Source organism: Streptomyces sp. SID14436 (assembly GCF_010548465.1).
GTDB lineage: Bacteria > Actinomycetota > Actinomycetes > Streptomycetales > Streptomycetaceae > Streptomyces.
On the sequence record NZ_JAAGMD010000847.1, the window covers coordinates 1 to 12,598 of the forward strand.

14 protein-coding genes are annotated in these 12,598 nt (G+C 75.2%); 3 read left to right on the forward strand and 11 right to left on the reverse strand.

Annotation, left to right across the window (positions count from 1 at the left end; translation table 11 throughout):
• The 6 genes from G3I53_RS30950 to G3I53_RS30975 form a co-directional block, all read right to left on the reverse strand.
• Window positions 1-379, reverse strand: a 379-nt coding sequence (locus tag G3I53_RS30950) for an excalibur calcium-binding domain-containing protein (RefSeq protein ID WP_164438995.1), incomplete at its 3' end; no start/stop codon positions are given.
• 200 nt (window positions 380-579) lie between these two features.
• Entirely contained in the window at window positions 580-972 is a 393-nt protein-coding gene (locus tag G3I53_RS30955; RefSeq protein ID WP_164332532.1) for a PIN domain-containing protein, read from the reverse strand.
• A complete protein-coding gene (locus G3I53_RS30960) occupies window positions 969-1,253 on the reverse strand; it encodes a hypothetical protein (protein ID WP_164332533.1) in 285 nt (94 codons plus the stop codon). The genes G3I53_RS30955 and G3I53_RS30960 overlap by 4 nt, the downstream gene beginning before the upstream one ends.
• A 36-nt stretch (window positions 1,254-1,289) precedes the next feature.
• Complete coding sequence (gene nirD, locus G3I53_RS30965) at window positions 1,290-1,640, reverse strand: nitrite reductase small subunit NirD (RefSeq protein ID WP_164332534.1); 351 nt, start codon at window positions 1,638-1,640, stop codon at window positions 1,290-1,292.
• Window positions 1,637-4,234 (reverse strand): nitrite reductase large subunit NirB, encoded by a 2,598-nt coding sequence (gene nirB, locus G3I53_RS30970; RefSeq protein ID WP_164332535.1) that lies wholly within the window; start codon window positions 4,232-4,234, stop codon window positions 1,637-1,639. The genes nirD and nirB overlap by 4 nt, the downstream gene beginning before the upstream one ends.
• Complete coding sequence (locus tag G3I53_RS30975; protein WP_164438996.1) at window positions 4,234-5,451, reverse strand: FAD-dependent oxidoreductase; 1,218 nt, start codon at window positions 5,449-5,451, stop codon at window positions 4,234-4,236. Before G3I53_RS30975 ends, nirB begins: the two co-directional genes overlap by 1 nt.
• Before the next feature lie 181 nt (window positions 5,452-5,632).
• Between G3I53_RS30975 and G3I53_RS30980 the strand changes: the two genes are divergently transcribed.
• Window positions 5,633-6,415, forward strand: a complete 783-nt coding sequence (locus G3I53_RS30980; RefSeq protein ID WP_164438997.1) for a sulfite exporter TauE/SafE family protein — start codon at window positions 5,633-5,635, stop codon at window positions 6,413-6,415.
• Window positions 6,416-6,447: 32 nt separating this feature from the next.
• A complete protein-coding gene (locus G3I53_RS30985) occupies window positions 6,448-6,675 on the forward strand; it encodes a DUF2283 domain-containing protein (protein WP_164438998.1) in 228 nt (75 codons plus the stop codon).
• A gap of 27 nt (window positions 6,676-6,702) precedes the next feature.
• Here the strand turns inward: G3I53_RS30985 and G3I53_RS30990 are convergent, their stop codons facing one another.
• Together G3I53_RS30990 and G3I53_RS30995 are read right to left on the reverse strand one after the other, a co-directional pair.
• A complete protein-coding gene (locus tag G3I53_RS30990) occupies window positions 6,703-7,353 on the reverse strand; it encodes a class F sortase (protein WP_164438999.1) in 651 nt (216 codons plus the stop codon).
• A 117-nt stretch (window positions 7,354-7,470) separates the two neighbouring features.
• Window positions 7,471-8,028, reverse strand: a complete 558-nt coding sequence (locus tag G3I53_RS30995) for a hypothetical protein (RefSeq protein ID WP_164439000.1) — start codon at window positions 8,026-8,028, stop codon at window positions 7,471-7,473.
• Window positions 8,029-8,354: 326 nt separating this feature from the next.
• Between G3I53_RS30995 and G3I53_RS31000 the strand changes: the two genes are divergently transcribed.
• A complete protein-coding gene (locus G3I53_RS31000) occupies window positions 8,355-8,771 on the forward strand; it encodes a hypothetical protein (protein WP_164439001.1) in 417 nt (138 codons plus the stop codon).
• Between the two features lie 28 nt (window positions 8,772-8,799).
• On the opposite strand, the gene G3I53_RS31005 is transcribed toward G3I53_RS31000, so the two are convergent.
• The 3 genes from G3I53_RS31005 to G3I53_RS31015 form a co-directional block, all read right to left on the reverse strand.
• Window positions 8,800-9,240, reverse strand: a complete 441-nt coding sequence (locus G3I53_RS31005) for a gamma-glutamylcyclotransferase family protein (protein ID WP_164439002.1) — start codon at window positions 9,238-9,240, stop codon at window positions 8,800-8,802.
• Window positions 9,241-9,309: 69 nt separating this feature from the next.
• A complete protein-coding gene (locus G3I53_RS31010) occupies window positions 9,310-11,442 on the reverse strand; it encodes a molybdopterin oxidoreductase family protein (RefSeq protein ID WP_164332562.1) in 2,133 nt (710 codons plus the stop codon).
• Between the two features lie 139 nt (window positions 11,443-11,581).
• On the reverse strand, window positions 11,582-12,280 hold the full coding sequence (locus G3I53_RS31015) for an ElyC/SanA/YdcF family protein (RefSeq protein WP_164343042.1): 699 nt from the start codon (window positions 12,278-12,280) through the stop codon (window positions 11,582-11,584).
• Between the last annotated feature and the right edge of the window lie 318 nt (window positions 12,281-12,598).

The window sequence follows — 12,598 nt, forward strand, 5'->3', positions numbered from 1 at the left end:
CGAGCAGCACCGCGGCGCCGCCCGCCGCGACGTACGGGGTGGCGCTGCTGCCGCCGGTCTCCGCGAGGTCGCTGCCGCCGCCCTGCTCCCCGGCGTCCGAGCCGCCGCCGGTGTCCGTGGCGGGAGTGGCGGGCCGCTCCTCGTCGTTGTGGGGGACGAAGTCCGCGGGCGGCTGGTCGCAGCCGATGCCGTCGCTGTCGCGGTCCAGGTGCTTGCCGTAGTGGTCGTCGCCCTTGGGGATGTTCGCGTACCCGGCGGCGTACGCCTCGGAGCAGTTCTTGAAGGGGTGGGTGCCGTCGTGCGCCTCGGCGGTGGCGGGAACGACGGCGAGTGCGACGGCGGCGACGGCCACGGCGGCAGGCTTGCGGAACACGTTCACAGGGAGCCCCCCAGCTTTGTGCGGTATCCAGGGGCGGGACCGCTTCCGAGACGGCCCCGCAGGATGTGAGATGCCGACGTTAGGGGAGGGCCTGCGGAGCACTGTGCCGATATGGCGGACCCGTGATGCGAACGTGACGTGACCGTGCGGTAGCCGTACGTCAGGGCGAGGGCTGCCGGCCCGCGACAGGGCCGTGGTCCTCAGATTTTGGCGATGCGGACGCCGGGAGCACACAGCAGGGTGAGATCCTCGGGGTCCGAGGTCAGGAGGGTGACGGGCGCGGGTGATGCCAGGGCGGTGGCGGCCACGATCGCGTCGAGGGCGTACTTGTGGCCGTGCAGTCCCGCCGCGGCGAGGAGCCTGCTGGCATGGCGTGCGATGGCCTCGGTGGGCGGGACGATGTTCACCCGGGAGACGGCGTAGTCGAAGCGTGCCTGGTTCGTCCTGGGGTCGCGGGCTTCGACGAGGGTGACCGAGCTGGTGATGACGCGCGTGTCCTCGGCCTCGGCCGCGGCGAGCCATTCGGTGAGCTCGGGTGTGCGTCGTACGAGTTGGGACAAGCCCTCGCAGTCCAGCACGAGTGTGCCGCTCACGCGGCGTCCGCCGAGTCGGCCGCGTCACCGCGCAGGATCGCTCGCTTGGCCTCCACGGCCGCAGGGTCGGCCGGTCCGTGTTCGGCCTCTGCCTCCGTGATGAGCTCGTGCAGCCGGTCCCGCTCCAGTTGGCGTTGGATGAGCGCTTCGACGTAGGCGGACATGCCCCGTTTGCCGGTCCGCGCCTTGAGGGCGGCGATGGTTCCTTCGTGGAGGGACACGGAGACCGGGCGGACGGGGCCTTCGCCGGGAGCGGGGTCGGGGGAAGGGGGAGTGGTCATGCCGGCCATTTTAACAAGACTTTTGTTATAAGGGGGTCACCCCGCCCTCACCTCGTACGTCCGCACCCGGACCGACTCGTCGTCCAGGCAGCGGCCCGACTCCAGGTCGAAGCGCTGCTTCAGCAGCGGCGAGGCGACGAAGGGGCGGCCCCGGTGGGTGCCGGTCAGGCCGCGGGAGAGGACCGCGGCGCCGGTGAAGGGGTCGCGGTTGTCGATGGCGTACAGGCGTCCGGTGCGGTCGGCGAAGACGGCCACCTGGCGGCCGTCCGGGAGGAGGGCCGCCACCCCGCGGCCCGGGAGCAGCGCGCTCAGGTCGCAGACGGGGAACCAGGCGTCCGCCAGGCGGAGCCGGACCTTCAGATCGGTGGTCTCCAGTGCCAGGGTCATCGCGTGGCGCTTCCTTCCAGGAGGTCGTCGGCGGGCCGCCGGCCGATGCTCAGCAGGGGCAGGTCGGGCTTGATCTGGTCGCGCTCCGGCACGAAGGCGACCACCGGGTCGGGGGCGTCGGGGGCGTTCACGAAGGACACGAACCGGGCCAGCCTCTCCGGGTCGCCGATGGTCTCCGCCCACTCGTCGCGGTAGTGCGCGACATGGGCGGCCATCAGCGCCTCCAGCTCGTCGCAGATGCCGAGCGAGTCGTGGACGACCACGTCCCGCACGTGGTCCAGGCCGCCGGGGATCCGCTCCAGCCAGACGCTGGTGCGCTCCAGCCGGTCGGCGGTGCGGATGTAGAACATCAGGAACCGGTCGATCAGGCGCACCAGTTCGGCGTCGGAGAGGTCCTGGGCGAGCAGGTCCGCGTGGCGCGGGGTGGCGCCGCCGTTGCCTCCGACGTAGAGGTTCCAGCCGTTGGCGGTGGCGATGACGCCGAAGTCCTTGGACTGCGCCTCGGCGCACTCGCGCTGGCAGCCGGAGACGGCCGACTTGAGCTTGTGCGGGGAACGCAGCCCCCGGTAGCGCAGCTCCAGGTCGATCGCTATGCGCACCGAGTCCTGCACGCCGTACCGGCACCAGGTCTGTCCGACACAGGACTTCACCGTGCGCAGCGACTTGCCGTAGGCGTGGCCGGACTCGAAGCCCGCGTCGACCAGGCGCGCCCAGATCAGGGGCAGTTGCTCGACGCGGGCGCCGAACATGTCGATGCGCTGACCGCCGGTGATCTTCGTGTAGAGGCCGAAGTCGCGGGCGATCTCCCCGATGACGATGAGCTTCTCGGGGGCGATCTCCCCGCCGGGGATGCGCGGCACCACCGAATAGGAGCCGTTGCGCTGGAGGTTGGCCAGGAAGTGGTCGTTGGTGTCCTGCAGTGCGGCCTGTTCGCCGTCGAGGACGTAGGTGCTGGCCCCGATCGCCGGGGCGAGGGAGGCGATGATCGAGCCGACCGCGGGTTTGCAGACCTCGCAGCCGTCGCCGCCCCGGGCCTTCTCGCGGCCGTACCGGTCCAGGAGTTCGCGGTAGGAGGTGAGGCGCAGGGCGAGGACGATCTCGTACAGCTCCTCGCGGGTGTGGCCGAAGCAGCCGCACAGGCCCTTGTCGACCTCGACGCCGTTCGCCTCCAGCTCCGCGTCGACCAGCTGACCCAGCACCTTGACGCAACTTCCGCAGCCGGTACCGGCCTTGGTGCACTTCTTCACCTCGGGCACCGTGGTGCACCGGTGCTCGGTGACCGCGCCGCGGACGGTGCCCTTGGTGACGTTGTGGCAGGAGCAGACGACGGCGTCGTCGGGCAGCGCGGACGGGCCGAGCCGTGCCGGGGCCCCGGCGCCCGCGGGCAGCACCAGCGCCTCGGGGGCGACGGGCGGCACCGAGCCGGTGAAGGCGCGCAGCGTGCCGTACGCCTCCGCGTCGCCGACCAGGATGCCGCCGAGCAGCGTGCCGTCCCGCCCGATGACCAGCTTCTTGTACAGGCCGGCCCGGGAGTCGGAGTAGACGACGTCGAGGCAGTCCCCGCCGGTGCCGTGTGCGTCGCCGAAGGACGCGACGTCCACGCCGAGCAGCTTCAGCTTGGTGGACAGGTCGGCGCCGGTGAACGACGCCTCGGCGTCGGCGATGGCCGCGGCGGCGGTCTCCGCCTGCTCGTAGCCGGGGGCGACCAGGCCGTACACCCGGCCGTCGGCGGCCAGCGCGCACTCGCCGATCGCGAACACGTGCGGGTCGGTGACCGTGCGGCACTGCTCGTCCACCGCGATGCCGCCGCGCTCGCCGACGTCGAGGCCGCAGTCCCGGGCGAGCCGGTCGCGGGGGCGGACACCGGCGGAGAACACCACCAGGTCGGTGGCGAGTTCGGACCCGTCGGACAGCTTCATGCCGGTGACCGCACCGTCCGCGCCGACCACGATCTCCTGGGTGCCGACGCCGGTGTGGACGGCGAGGCCCATCTCCTCGACGGTGCGCAGCAGTGCCGCGCCGCCGCCCTCGTCGACCTGGACGGGCATCAGCCGGGGCGCGAACTCCACGATGTGGGTGGTCAGCCCGAGGCCCTTGAGCGCGCCCGCCGCCTCCAGCCCGAGCAGCCCGCCGCCGACCACCGCGCCGGTCGTCGCCGTCCGCGCGTACTCCTCGATCGCCAGCAGGTCCTCGATGGTGCGGTAGACGAAGCAGCCCCCGGCGTCCTTGTTCGGCACCGGGGGCACGAACGGGTAGGAGCCGGTGGCGAGGACCAGGACGTCGTAGCCGACGACCAGCCCGGAGCGGGCGGTCACCGTGCGCGCCGCGCGGTCGACGCTCACCGCCGGGTCGCCGACGCGCAGCTCGATGCCGTGCGTCTCGATGAAGGCCGCGTCCGTCAGGGACAGGTCCTCGGGGGTCCTCCCCGAGAAGTACGAGGTGAGCTGGACGCGGTCGTAGGCCGGACGCGGCTCCTCGCACAGCACGACCACGCGGTGCGTGGCGGTCAGACCGCGCTCGGCGAGCGCCTGGAGGAAACGCTGGCCGACCATGCCGTGGCCGATGAGCACGAGGGTCGGTGTGTCCGTGGGCATCAGGAGCCTCCGTCATGGGTGAGCAGGTGGAGCAGGGGCCCGCCGTCGGAGGGGAGCGGCTCCGCTCCCTCCCAGGCGCGCGCGAGGGCGCCGACGGTGCCGAGTTCGCCGACCAGAACCCCGCCGACCAGGCGGTCGTCGCGGACGACGACCTTGCGGTAGGTGCCGCGGGTGGCGTCGGCGAGCTGCACGACGTCGTCGCCCGGCAGCGCCTCCGTCTCGCCGAACGCGGCCAGGTCGAAGGGGCTGTCCGGCCCGGTGAGGGTGAGCCGGGTCAGGGAGCGGGTGCCGGTGTAGCGGGCGGTGGGGTCCCCGGCGAGCAGCGCGGCGAGCACTTCGGCCTGTTCGAGGGCCGGGGCGGCGAGCCCGTACACCGTGCCCGCGTGCTGGGCGCAGTCGCCGACGGCGTGGATGCGCGGGTCGGAGGTGCGCAGCTCGTCGTCGACGACGACGCCCTTGCGGACGTCGAGCCCGGCGGCCTGCGCGAGACCCACCCTCGGGTGGACGCCGCAGGCCAGCACCACGAGGTCGGCGCCCAGGGCGTAGCCGTCGGCCAGCTCCACCGAGCGGACCGCGCCGCCGGCGCAGCGCACGTCCCGCACCCGGCACTCGGTGTGCACCTCCACCCCGAGACCGGTGAGGTACCGCTCGACGAGCACCGAGGCGGCCGGGTCGAGCCGGCGTTCCATGAGGCGCTCGGACTGCTGGGCGAGCACCACCTGCGCACCGCGCGCCGCGAGCGCCCGGGCCGCGGACACGCCGAGCAGGCCGCCGCCGATCACCACCGCCCGCACGCCCGGCCGGACCGCGTCGGCCAGGCCCAGGCAGTCGTCCAGGGTGCGGAAGGCGTGCACGCCCCGGGGCAGCTCGGGGCCGGTGGTGAACAGGCCGCGCAGCGGCGGCAGGACGGGGTTGGAGCCGGTGGCCAGCACCAGGCGGCCGTACGCCAGCACGGTGCCGTCGGCGCAGGTGACGGTCCGGGCGGCGCGGTCGATGCCGGTCACCCGGGCCCGGGTCAGCTCCGCGGGCGCCGGCAGGGTGATCACCTCGGGGCCGTACCGTCCGGCCAGCACCTCGGCGAGCAGCACCCGGTTGTACGGCGGGTGCCGCTCCTCGCCGATCAGCGTGACGGACGTGCCCAGCTCGCCGAGCCGCCGGGCGAGGCGGACGCCCGCGAGGCCGGAGCCGATCACCACCACACGCTCGTTCCAGGTCATGCCCCGAGCCTGCGCGGCAGGTGTTACCCGGCCGCATCCGAGCTGTTTCCCGCGCGGAACGCTGCGCTCAGCGGGGGAGCGGCGCTGCTGTGAGGCCGCCGAGGGCGTGTGAGCAGCGTCAACCTCAGGAAACGCTCATCTTGATGGACGTGACAACTATCTGCTCCATAGGGTCGCGGGCATGCCCGACATCTCCCTGACCGCCGTCGTCCTGCTCTGTCTGGCGGCCCTGGCCGCCGGCTGGATCGACGCCGTGGTCGGCGGTGGCGGGCTGCTGCTCCTGCCCGCCCTGCTGCTCGGCCTGCCCGCCGGCACCCCGGCCGCGCACGCCCTGGGCACCAACAAGGCGGTCGCCATCGTCGGCACCACCGGCGCGGCGGTGACCTACGCCCGCAAGGCGCCGGTCGACGTCCGCACCGCCGTCCGCATCGGGCTGGCCGCCCTCGCGGGCTCCTCGGGCGGGGCGTTCCTCGCGGCCGGGATGAGCACCGAGGTCCTCAAGCCGGTCATCATGGTGGTGCTGCTCGCGGTCGCCGCCTTCGTCATCCTGCGTCCCGCCTTCGGCACCGCCCCCGCACCCGGCCCGGTGAGCCGCCGCCGGACCCTCGCGGCGATCGGCCTGGCGGGCCTGGGCATCGGCTTCTACGACGGACTCGTCGGTCCCGGCACCGGCACCTTCCTCGTGCTGGCGCTCACCGCCCTGCTCCACCTCGACCTGGTCACCGCCTCCGCCACCGCCAAGATCGTCAACTGCTGCACCAACGCCGGGGCGCTCGCCATGTTCGCCTGGCAGGGCGCCGTGCTCTGGCAGCTGGCCGCGCTGATGGCCGTGTTCAACCTGGCCGGCGGCACCCTCGGCGCGCACACGGCGCTCAAGCGGGGCAGCGGCTTCGTCCGCGTCGTCCTGCTGGTCGTCGTGTTCGCCCTGGTCGCCAACCTCGCCTACGACCAGTGGCTGGCCTGAACCCGGCCGGCCCGGAACCCCCGAGGAAACCCGTGCACATCGCGTACGACCCGGAGCACGACACGGCCTACGTGCGGCTCACCGCGCACGTCCCGCCCGGCGGCGCGGTCCGCCAGGTCCCGGTCGACGGGCCCTGGACGGACGCCGAGGCGTTCCTCGACCTGGACGCGGACGGGCGTCTGCTCGGCATCGAGGTGATCGGGGCCGGCCGCGTGCTGCCCGCCGGCCTGCTCGACGGAGCGGGGCGGGAGACGGGCTGAACCCGGGGCGCGGCCCCCGGGGCCGGCTCAGCGGCTGCCGGTCAGATGCGCGTACACCACCACGTTGCCCCGGTAGCCGGTGGTGCGGGAGTAGCCGCCGCCGCAGGTGATGACCCGCAGCTCGGGACGGTGCGCCGCGCCGTACACCTTCGCGTCGGGGAACTCTCGCGCGTCGTACACCTCCACGGCGTCCACGGTGAACACGGCGACGCCCCCGTCCCGCCGGTCCACCTCGATGGTGCTGCCCTTGCGCAGCGCGCCCAGGGAGAAGAAGACGGCGGGGCCCTCGGCGTTGTCCACGTGGCCCGCGACGATCGCGGTGCCCCGCTCACCGGGCGTGGTCCCCGCCTCGTACCAGCCGGCGAGGTTCTTCCGGGCGGCCGGGGGGACGTCCAGGCTGCCCGTCGGGGTCAGCCCGAGGCCGGTCAGCGGGGCGTCCACGTCGATCGCCGGGATGCGGATCCGGTCGGGCGGGGACGGCGGCAGCGCGGGCGCGGACACCGGGCCGCCGCTGCGGTCGTCGTCGACGGCGCGGGCCTGGGCGGGGGAGGGCTGGGGCGGGGCGGGCGGGGCGGCCCCGTCTTGGAGCAGCCACAGGCCGGAGCAGAGGGCGACGACGGTGACGGCGGCTATGGCCGTGTTCCCCGTCCCGCCGGGCAGGCGGAACCTTCGGCGCATGACGGACGGACCTCTTCCTGGTCGGGGCCCCGTACCCCCCTCCGGGCCGCGAGGGGCGTCGGGCCCGGAGGGGGAGGGGACATGCGGTACCGGCGGACGGGCAGCGGAGGGTGCCCGTCAGATCCCGTCGCCTCTCGCCCGGCGATGCAGGAGCCAGGTACCGCCCGCGGCGGCGACGGCGAGGGCCGCCACACCGGCCGCGGTCCGCACGGGGTCGGGGCCCAGAGCGCCGCCGACCCCCGTCTTCACACTGCCCCGGGGGGCCACCTGATGCGTGGCGGACGTCAGGGTGACCACCAGGTCACCGGTCACCCGCCGGTTGTTCCCGGCGCACCGGGCGACGATCTCGTACGTCCCCGGCACCGCGCTCGGCGGCACCCGGAACCGGCCGGCCAGGTCCTCCTCGTGCGCGGTCGGCACGAGCGTGAACCGGCCGGCGCCCACGGCGGTCGCGTCGCCCGTCGCGGCGCCGTCCTTCCCGCACGCCGCGGTGTTCACGGTGACGTGGTCGCCCGGGACGGCCGAGGAGGGATACACCTCCAGGGCGTCGGCGGTGGTGCCGGCCGGGATGCCGGACAGGTGGTCCGCCGGGGCGGCGTACGCGGGCGCGACCAGCACCCCCGCTGCGGCCACGGCGAGCACGGTGCCGGTCAGCGGCCGGGCGGAACCTCGCATCGATGCTCCCTCGAGCTCACGAACGGGCCGCGGCCCGCGGCACCCCCATGTGCCGCCGTCGATCGCGTCCCTGCTTTCCGAGGTAAGTGCCACCCGGCCCGGACCGCTCCCTGAGGGGGTGTCAGAAGGCGGGCTGAATGGGTGTCAGGGGGAGCGGGCCGGCCCCGGTGCGCGTCGCGTTTCAGCAGGTCACCGGCGCCGTCGCGGCCCCGCAGGGGCGGATACCGGGAAGGATACGCCGCGCGACGGTGAACGGGTGACCGGCCCGCCCGCCCTCGCGGACGGTCCGGGGGCCGTGCCCCGCCGGGCGGCGCGGAGGCACTACCGTGCCGCGCGGGGAGGTGGGCCGGGTGCGGGTGCGGGTGCGGATGCGGGCGCGGACCGGGGTGCTGCTGGTGCTGTGGGCCGTCGTGACGTACGGGCTCGTCCAGTCCTGCGGGGGGATGCTGAACAACGGGGGCGCCGCCGAAGTCCGCTGCCCCGGCGTCAACATCGGCGCGGACGGGGAGGAACACCCCCCGCGGATGCGCCCCGGCGAGACGTGCTACCCGCACCGCGACTCCCGGGAGACCCGGAGCTACGCGCAGCAGCGGGACTTCCAGCGCGCCGAGGGGGAGGACATCGTCACCGGGGCGTGGTTCCTCGCGGCCGGAGCCCTCGGACTGGGCGGCCTGCACCTGCGGCGCCGCGTCCAACAGGCCCGCGCACGGCGGCCGTACGGGACCCCCGCACGACGCACCTGAGGCGCCCGGGCGGGCGGGCCGGGCCGGGTCAGCCGACCCGAGGTGGCGCGTCCCGCCGCCGGTCCCGCCAGTCGCCGCCCTGGATCCGGTCGCCCCCGCGCCGCAGCCGCGCGGCGACCGGGGGCGCGGCGACGTACACCCACGCCCGTACCGCGGCCCCGTCCGCGTCCCGCACGACGTCCCGCACCACCCGTTCGTAGACGTTGCGCGGATCGCCCGGCGCGTACTCCTCCAGCCGGTCCAGCTCGGCGAGCAGCCCCGCGTACGCCTCCGGCCGCGACGTCACCAGCTCCCCGCGCACCACCGGGCCGGGCTCCTCGACGGCGAACGGGTAGCCGGGGCCGTCGTACAGCAGGGCGTCCCGGAGCCGGCCGGGTTCCTCGCGCAGGGTGCGGCCGCGCAGGAACAGGTCGTGGTTGACCTCACCGGGGCGGAGGGTGCCGTAGACGAAGAACGGGAGAGGCGTCACTGGTTCACCTGCACGGGTCGGGGCGCCCCTGCGCGCGGCGGCGCCCGAGGGGCCTTACGGCACCGATTGTCACGTGCCGCCCGCGGCGCCGGCGACCGCCCCCACCCGTTCCACCCGCACCGCGCACGTCTTGAACTCCGGCATCCGCGACACCGGGTCCAGGGCCGGGTTGGTGAGGGTGTTGGCGCGGCCCGCGCCCGGCCAGTGGAACGGCATGAACACCGTGTCGGGGCGGACGGCGGAGGTGATCCGGGCCGGCGCCACCACCCGGCCCCGCCGGGACACCACCGCCAGCGGGTCGCCCTCGGCCGCGCCCAGCCGCTCCGCGAGCCGCGGGTGCAGCTCCACGAACGGGCCGGGAGCGGCATCGTTCAGCTCCGCCACCCGCCGGGTCTGCGCACCCGACTGGTACTGGGCGACGACCCGGCCGGTGGTGAGCAGCACGGGGTAGTCGTCGTCCGGCTCCTCGGCCGCCGCGCGGTGCGACACGGCGACGAACCGGGCCCGGCCGTCCTCGGTGGCGAACCGGTCGAGGAACAGGCGGGGAGTGCCGGGGTGGACGGCGCCGGACGCCCGGCCGGCCGGTGCCGGGCACGGCCAGAAGACGCCCTGCTCCCGCTCCAGCCGGCCGTAGGTGATGCCGGAGTAGTCCGCTGCCCCGCCCGCGCTCGCCCGGCGCAGCTCCTCGAAGACCTCCTCCGGGTCGCAGGGGAAGCCCCGGTGCCGTCCCCGGCCGTCGTCCAGCCGGACGGCCAGCCCGTGCAGCACCTCCAGGTCGCTGCGCACCCCTGCCGGCGGGGAGACGGCCCTGCGCCGCAGCAGCACCCTCCCCTCCAGGCTGGTCGTCGTGCCGGTCTCCTCCGCCCACTGCGTCACCGGCAGCACGACGTCGGCGAGCGCGGCCGTCTCCGACAGCACCACGTCGCACACCGCCAGGAAGTCCAGCGCGCGGATCCGCTCCTCGACGTGCGCGGCGCGCGGCGCCGACACCACCGGGTTGGACCCCATCAGCAGCAGCGCGCGGATGTCGCCGCCCAGCGCGTCCAGCAGCTCGTAGGCGCTGCGCCCCGGCCCGGGCAGCGTGTCCGGGTCCACCCCCCACACCCCGGCCACGTGCGCCCGCGCCGCCGGGTCCGTCAGCCGGCGGTAGCCGGGCAGCTGGTCGGCCTTCTGGCCGTGCTCCCGCCCGCCCTGCCCGTTGCCCTGCCCGGTCAGGCACCCGTACCCGGACAGCGGGCGGCCCGCCCGGCCGGTCGCCAGGCACAGGTTGATCCACGCGCTCACCGTGTCGGTGCCCTTGGACTGCTGCTCCGGCCCGCGCGCGGTCAGCACCATCGCCGCCTCCGGCGCGCAGAACAGGCGCACCGCGCGGCGCAGTTCGGGCACGGACACGCCCGTCACCCGCTCCACGTACTCCGGCCAGTGCGCCATCGCCGCCGCCCGGGTCTCCTCCCAGCCGGTGGTGCGCTCCCGGATGTACGCCTCGTCGGTGCGGCCCTCGGCGACGACCAGGTGCAGCAGGCCCAGGGCCAGCGCCAGGTCGGTGCCGGGGCGGGGCGCCAGGTGGAGGTCGGCCTGCTCGGCGGTCCGGGTCCGGCGCGGGTCCACGACGATCAGGGTGCCGCCGTTCTCCTTCAGCTCCGTGAGGTACCGCACGAACGGCGGCATGGTCTCCGCCGGGTTCGCCCCGACGAGGATCACGCAGCCGGTCCTCGGGATGTCCGCCAGCGGGAACGGCAGCCCTCGGTCGACCCCGAACGCCCTGCCGCCCGCGGCCGCCGCCGACGACATGCAGAACCGCCCGTTGTAGTCGATCTGCGAGGTCCCCAGCACCACCCGCGCGAACTTGCCCAGCGCGTACGCCTTCTCGTTCGTCAGCCCGCCCCCGCCGAACACCCCGACCGCGTCCGCCCCGTGCCCGGACCGGGCCCGCCGCAGCCCGTCGGCGACCCGGTCCAGCGCCTCGTCCCAGGAGGCGGGCACCAGCGTGCCGTCCCCGGACCGCACCAGCGGCGACGTCAGCCGCACGGCCGGGGAGAGCACGGCGGGGGCGGTGCGCCCCTTGCCGCACAACGCCCCCCGGTTCACCGGGAAGTCCGCGCGCTCGGTCACGGCGACGGTCCCGTCCGGGGCCGGCGTCAGGTTCATCCCGCACTGCAGCGCGCAGTAGGGGCAGTGCGTGGGCGTCACGGTGCTGTGCATGCCGTCCACCCTGCGCGCCCGGTGTTACGCACCGCACCAGCCCGTGTTACGCGCCCGGTACGGCCGCCTCCGCGCCGGCGACGGCCCGCGGTGAGGGGCCCCGGCGCAGGCTGCCGGGCGACGACGGCTTCCGCACCCGTCAGTCCCCTCCCGCGCGGGCCTCCGCCAGGGCCCGCTCCACGCCCGCCTCCTCCGGGCCGAGGAAGCGGGGGTCGGGCCGGAACGCCGCGTCCAGCGCCGCCTTCCCCGCCGCGAGGATCTCCCGGGCACCCCCGTAGTACCAGGTGGCGTCGTGCCGTTCGGTCACGCCGACCCCGTACGACGTCACCCCGGCCGCCTCGCACAGCGCGACCGCCCGCCGCACGTGGAAGCCCTGACTGATCAGCACCGCGCGGTCCACGCCGAAGATCTTCCGGGCCCGCACACAGGAGTCCCAGGTGTCGAAGCCCGCGTAGTCGCTGACGATCCGGGTGCCGGGCACGCCGTGCCGGGTGAGGTAGGCGCGCATCGCGTCCGGCTCGTCGTAGTCCTCGCGGCTGTTGTCGCCGGTGACCAGGACCACCCGGATCCGGCCCGCCCGGTACAGCTCCGCCGCCGCGTCCAGCCGGTGCGCGAGGTAGGGCGACGGCTCCCCGTCCCACAGGCCCGCGCCGAACACCACGGCCACGTCGGTGCGCGGCACGTCGGCGGCGGTCCGCAGCCGGTCCTCGGCCGTCAGGTGCAGCCAGGTCGCCGGGAGCAGCGCCAGCGTGCCGAGGCCCGCCACCACCCGCACCAGCCGGCGCTGTCCCGCGCGGGTGCGCGGCAGGCGGGGACGGCGGACGGTGAATCGGCGCATCGGAACGGACCTCCCGGGTCGGCACTCGCTGGGCGAAGACGTCCCGGCGGCACCGCCGGTTCGGCGGGCGCGGTGTGACCGGCCTCACGCGGGTGGCGTGCGCCCAGGTCAGGACGGCTCACCCGGCGGCGCCGGGCGGGCCGTGAAGGGCCGGAAAACGCCCGTCACGCCCGCGCAACGGCCCGGCAACGTGCCCGGGCCAGCATCGGTGCATGACCGCGACCCACCCCGCCGGCCCGGCGCACCCCGACGGCCCCGGCCGCCTCGACACCACCGGCGACCTGCTGCACCGGATCGGCACCACGCCGGCCGGCCGGC

Bases quoted from the DNA above. Each gene is read 5' to 3' on its own strand.
- G3I53_RS31015 (WP_164343042.1), bottom strand. From the start codon at position 12,280: ATGCGCCGATTCACCGTCCGCCGTCCCCGCCTGCCGCGCACCCGCGCG.
- nirB (WP_164332535.1), bottom strand. From the start codon at position 4,234: ATGCCCACGGACACACCGACCCTCGTGCTCATCGGCCACGGCATGGTC.
- G3I53_RS31010 (WP_164332562.1), bottom strand. From the start codon at position 11,442: ATGCACAGCACCGTGACGCCCACGCACTGCCCCTACTGCGCGCTGCAG.
- G3I53_RS30960 (WP_164332533.1), bottom strand. From the start codon at position 1,253: ATGACCACTCCCCCTTCCCCCGACCCCGCTCCCGGCGAAGGCCCCGTC.
- nirD (WP_164332534.1), bottom strand. From the start codon at position 1,640: ATGACCCTGGCACTGGAGACCACCGATCTGAAGGTCCGGCTCCGCCTG.
- G3I53_RS30995 (WP_164439000.1), bottom strand. From the start codon at position 8,028: ATGCGAGGTTCCGCCCGGCCGCTGACCGGCACCGTGCTCGCCGTGGCC.
- G3I53_RS30980 (WP_164438997.1), top strand. From the start codon at position 5,633: ATGCCCGACATCTCCCTGACCGCCGTCGTCCTGCTCTGTCTGGCGGCC.
- G3I53_RS30975 (WP_164438996.1), bottom strand. From the start codon at position 5,451: ATGACCTGGAACGAGCGTGTGGTGGTGATCGGCTCCGGCCTCGCGGGC.
- G3I53_RS30990 (WP_164438999.1), bottom strand. From the start codon at position 7,353: ATGCGCCGAAGGTTCCGCCTGCCCGGCGGGACGGGGAACACGGCCATA.